Raw genomic sequence first — 3750 nt, forward strand, 5'->3', positions numbered from 1 at the left:
ACCCCCAGTCTGGCCTCCAGCAGGTCAATCTGCTTGATGACGGCAGACGGCGTGATATAGTTGGCCTCAGCCGCCTTGGAGAAGCTTCCGAGCTCAGCTGCCTGCAAAAAAATATCGAGATGCGGATCGTACAACATTTTCTTTTACCCCTTTATCTTGCTACTAACTAGCTTAGCATAGTTCGCTGCCGATCCGCGGCACTTATTCAGCAATTTCTTTTTTATCTTCCTCATTGATTCTGAAACTGGCCAAGGCGGCCGCCAGACAAAGCAGACTGTCGATCAGCCATAAGAGCTGATAGCCGCCCGTAGCGTCAACCAGAATGCCCCCGATCCAGGCACTGGCAAAAGCTCCGATCTGGTGGCCCAGGAAGAGCAAGCCTACCAAAGTGGCGACTTTCCCAAGCGAAAATTCTTCGTTGACCAGTCCCGACGTTGGCGATACCGTCGCGTCTCCTGTCAGCCCAAGGCCAATGGCAAACACAGCCGCCGTGATGAAGTTCTTGGGCAGCAAGAAGACATAGCCGGCTGCCCAGGCTGCCCGGAAGGCATAGTAGAAAGCCAGCAGCCGGCCCTTAGGCAACCGCCCGCTAAGCCAGCCTGACAGCAGGGCCCCAGCGATCGTGGCAATCCCGTAAGTCGAAAAGGCCCAGCTGGCCGCGGCTGCTGAAATGCCGTAAGACTTGAATTGTGAAAACAGATGCGACTCAATGATCACCATGTGAAAGCCGCAGGTGCTGAAGCCTGCCAGCAGGAGCCGGTATGTCCGGCTGTGAAAAGCCTCTTTAAAAATGGCCCCGCTTTCCGGCAGGTCAGCTTCTTTCTCATTGCCGCGCCCAGGGTCTCTGGAGGTGACAAGGAAAACGACCGGCAGGGTCAAGGCCGCGGCTGCCGCAACTGCCGCGACTACCAGCTGCAAGCCGCCAACAGCCAGCAGCTGGTTCAAGAGCGGCGACAGGACAAAACCGACCATCCCGGCTGAAGCGTTCAGCATCCCCGAAATCATCATCGCGTACTTTGGACCGACAAAGCAAGCCGCTGACGTGAAGACCAGCCCAAAGGAGACCGCCCCGGCTCCCAGTCCAAAAACGATACTCAAAAACGCAATCAAGGCCGGCAGGCTGGAAGCGAACGTGATCCCGGTCAAGCCGCAGATAATCAGCCCGACCCCGGTCAGCAGGACGAAACGGTTTGACCGCTTCGCCGCCAGAATTCCGAAAAACGGCTGCGAACTTCCGAAAACCAGCTGCAGCAAGGCAATGCTGAAACTGACCTGGCTGTAGGCCAGTCCTGTCTGCTTCATGATCGGCTGCAGCAAGATCCCGATGTCCGCTCTCAGTCCGGCTCCCATCCCGTACAAAAAGCAGGCTGCCAGCCCAAACAATAGCGCCTTCTTAAAATTCATCCCTTGTCTGTTCACAAATCATTTCCTCTTTTTCCGTTAAAAATACTTTATCGTCATTATATATGCTATCCTTTAATCAGTAAAACCGAAGTTAACGATGTTTTGATCGCTATTTACGATATAAAAGGAGGCATAAAATGGAGCGCTATCTTGCCCTGCAGAAAATTCTGGAAACCGGTGGCTTTACCAAAGCCGCCAAGGCCATGGGCTACAGCCAGTCTTCAATCAGCCAGATGATCGCGTCACTGGAAAACGAGCTGGGGATCAAGCTCTTGACCCGGTCCAAAGGCGGCGCGCACTTGACGATCGAAGGCGAGAGAATCTACCCCGATATCGAGAAACTGCTGGCAAGCAGCCAGGCCGTAAAACGCAAGGCTGCCGACATCCGGGGGCTGAACGACGACGTCATCAGAATCGGGACCATTTCCAGCATCACCTGCCACTGGATGCCCCAGCTGATTCAAGGCTTTCAAAAACAATACCCCAATGTCCAGTTTGTCTTCCAGCAGGGCGACTACAGCCTGATTCCGGAATGGATCCGGTCGGGCAAGGTCGACTGCGGCTTTATCTCGCCAGTAGCCTGCGGCGAATTGCAGTATGACCTGGTCAAAAGCGGCGAAATGCTGGCGGTTTTGCCCGAAAAGCACCCCCTGGCCTCTGCTGACAGGGTCAGCCTGGAAGATCTGGCCCAGGAACCTTTCCTGGAACTGGAAGAAGGCAGCTACAGCGAGATCATGGAGGCCTTTAAAAAAGCAGGCCTCACGCCCAAGGTAAAGTACCGCCTGCACGACGACTACGCGATCATGACCATGGTCGAAGCCGGGCTGGGCGTCAGCGTGCTGGCCAAGCTGATCCTGGACCGCACCAGTTTCCGCAACGTCTGCCTGCCCCTCAATCCCCCGGTCAGCCGCACCCTGGCTATTGCCTACGTTGACAAGGAAGAACTGCCTTTGGCCGACAAGCTGTTCATCAAATACCTGCTGGACCACAAGGAGGATTTGCCATAAAAAATAGACCGCCAACCTTGATGGTTGACGGTCTTTGTAATTTCGGGCGCCTTATTTTTGCGCGCGCTTGTGCCGGACGTCCGCCCGGTGCTTCATTGTCAGAATGTAAGCTGAAGCCAGCAAAACAGCATACATCATCAATGGCGGATAAACGATGACGGCCAGCAGGAGGCCGACAATTTTGATGCCGATGTCCGGTACGAGCATCTGCCGGTAGGTCTTGGTGGCTTCAAGCAGGATTGGCGTATTCCGGTTCGGCTTGTCCAAAGCCAGGTGCAGGAAGTAGTTGCAGACGGTCATGGAAATAACGACGATCCCGTAAAAGGCCTGGATCACCTTGCTTTCAAAGTACTCGCTGCAAAGCGAAGTCGCGTATGGAATCAGCGATGCCAAAAAGAGCAGCAGGAGATTCCACCAGATAACCGCGTTGTCGATCTGCTCTACCTTGTCCCAGATCTGATTGAGCCCTACCCATAAAGAACCCAGCCAGAAGAAAGACAGGGCGTATGAGAAGAAACTGGTCCGCAGGGCCCAAAAGGCGCTCACGGTCGGGGATGCCGGTTTGGCCAGTTCCAGCACCAGAATGGTCATGATAATCGCTAAAATCGCATCGGTAAAAGCAATTAATCTCTCTTTGTTCATTAATTCTTTACTCCCTTATTTTTATTTTAAAATTAATTATACTACAAACAAATACCTGCAAAAACGGCAATTCAAAAACGCGTCCCTAAGGACGCGTTTTTCTCCGCCTGCTAAACTCCAAAACGATGGTTGTGTTTCAGCCAATCCTTCACCAGTTCCTTGCAGATCGCGTAAATGCCGATCAGCAGGACGGTCGCAATCAACAACGACAACATTTCTTCTGGATAAATCGAGACTACGATCGCAAAAACGATAAATGCTACAAAGCATACCAGCAAATCAATTGTCTTTTCACTAAGCATCTTAATCACCTGATTTCTGTCAGGGCTTAGCAAAGCGGTTTCATACTTATATTATACAGCAAGTTCAGGCAAAAATGCAGCTTTTCCCCAAGCTGATTGCCCGGGCTGTTGGCCGGTGGCCGATGTATTCGGTCCGGGCCAAAGGAGTTCCGGCCGGCAATAGGTCCTGCAAGAGCTGCGCTGGCAGCTCGCTTTCCTTCATCCGGTCCAGTTCGCTGAAGGTTCCCAGCAAAACGCCGCTAACCTGGTCAAAAACGCCCAGTTCCCTCAGCTGCTCCAAGAGACTGGCGACCCGCTCTGGCCGGCCCCGGTAGGCTTCCAGCAAGAGGACTGCCCCCTTGAAGTCGGGCCAATACGGCGTTCCCGCCAGCTTGAGCAAGCAGCGCAAGTTGCCG

At 53.5% G+C, this 3750-nt stretch carries 5 protein-coding genes and 1 pseudogene; 1 reads left to right on the forward strand and 5 read right to left on the reverse strand.

Annotation, left to right across the window (positions count from 1 at the left end; translation table 11 throughout):
- Positions 1 to 137 (reverse strand): helix-turn-helix domain-containing protein (locus lacNas_RS07770; protein WP_244661442.1); only part of this gene is annotated, 137 nt, incomplete at its 3' end.
- Positions 138 to 201: 64 nt separating this feature from the next.
- Positions 202 to 1404, reverse strand: a complete 1203-nt coding sequence (locus lacNas_RS07775; RefSeq protein WP_201331090.1) for an MFS transporter — start codon at positions 1402 to 1404, stop codon at positions 202 to 204.
- A gap of 137 nt (positions 1405 to 1541) precedes the next feature.
- On the opposite strand from lacNas_RS07775, the gene lacNas_RS07780 reads away from it, so the two are divergent.
- A complete protein-coding gene (locus tag lacNas_RS07780) occupies positions 1542 to 2411 on the forward strand; it encodes a LysR family transcriptional regulator (protein ID WP_201331091.1) in 870 nt (289 codons plus the stop codon).
- A 51-nt stretch (positions 2412 to 2462) separates the two neighbouring features.
- Here the strand turns inward: lacNas_RS07780 and lacNas_RS07785 are convergent, their stop codons facing one another.
- The 3 genes and pseudogenes from lacNas_RS07785 to lacNas_RS07795 form a co-directional block, all read right to left on the reverse strand.
- Entirely contained in the window at positions 2463 to 3053 is a 591-nt protein-coding gene (locus lacNas_RS07785; protein WP_201331092.1) for a TMEM175 family protein, read from the reverse strand.
- A gap of 110 nt (positions 3054 to 3163) precedes the next feature.
- Complete coding sequence (locus lacNas_RS07790; RefSeq protein WP_201331093.1) at positions 3164 to 3355, reverse strand: hypothetical protein; 192 nt, start codon at positions 3353 to 3355, stop codon at positions 3164 to 3166.
- 64 nt (positions 3356 to 3419) lie between these two features.
- Positions 3420 to 3750: pseudogene (locus lacNas_RS07795) on the reverse strand (LD-carboxypeptidase); the annotation flags it as partial.

The organism is Lactobacillus nasalidis, from assembly GCF_016587775.1.
Taxonomy (GTDB): domain Bacteria; phylum Bacillota; class Bacilli; order Lactobacillales; family Lactobacillaceae; genus Lactobacillus; species Lactobacillus nasalidis.

Excerpts from the sequence above, each read along its gene's own strand:
- lacNas_RS07775 (WP_201331090.1), bottom strand. The coding sequence starts at position 1,404 with ATGAATTTTAAGAAGGCGCTATTGTTTGGGCTGGCAGCCTGCTTTTTG.
- lacNas_RS07790 (WP_201331093.1), bottom strand. The coding sequence starts at position 3,355 with ATGCTTAGTGAAAAGACAATTGATTTGCTGGTATGCTTTGTAGCATTT.
- lacNas_RS07785 (WP_201331092.1), bottom strand. The coding sequence starts at position 3,053 with ATGAACAAAGAGAGATTAATTGCTTTTACCGATGCGATTTTAGCGATT.
- lacNas_RS07780 (WP_201331091.1), top strand. The coding sequence starts at position 1,542 with ATGGAGCGCTATCTTGCCCTGCAGAAAATTCTGGAAACCGGTGGCTTT.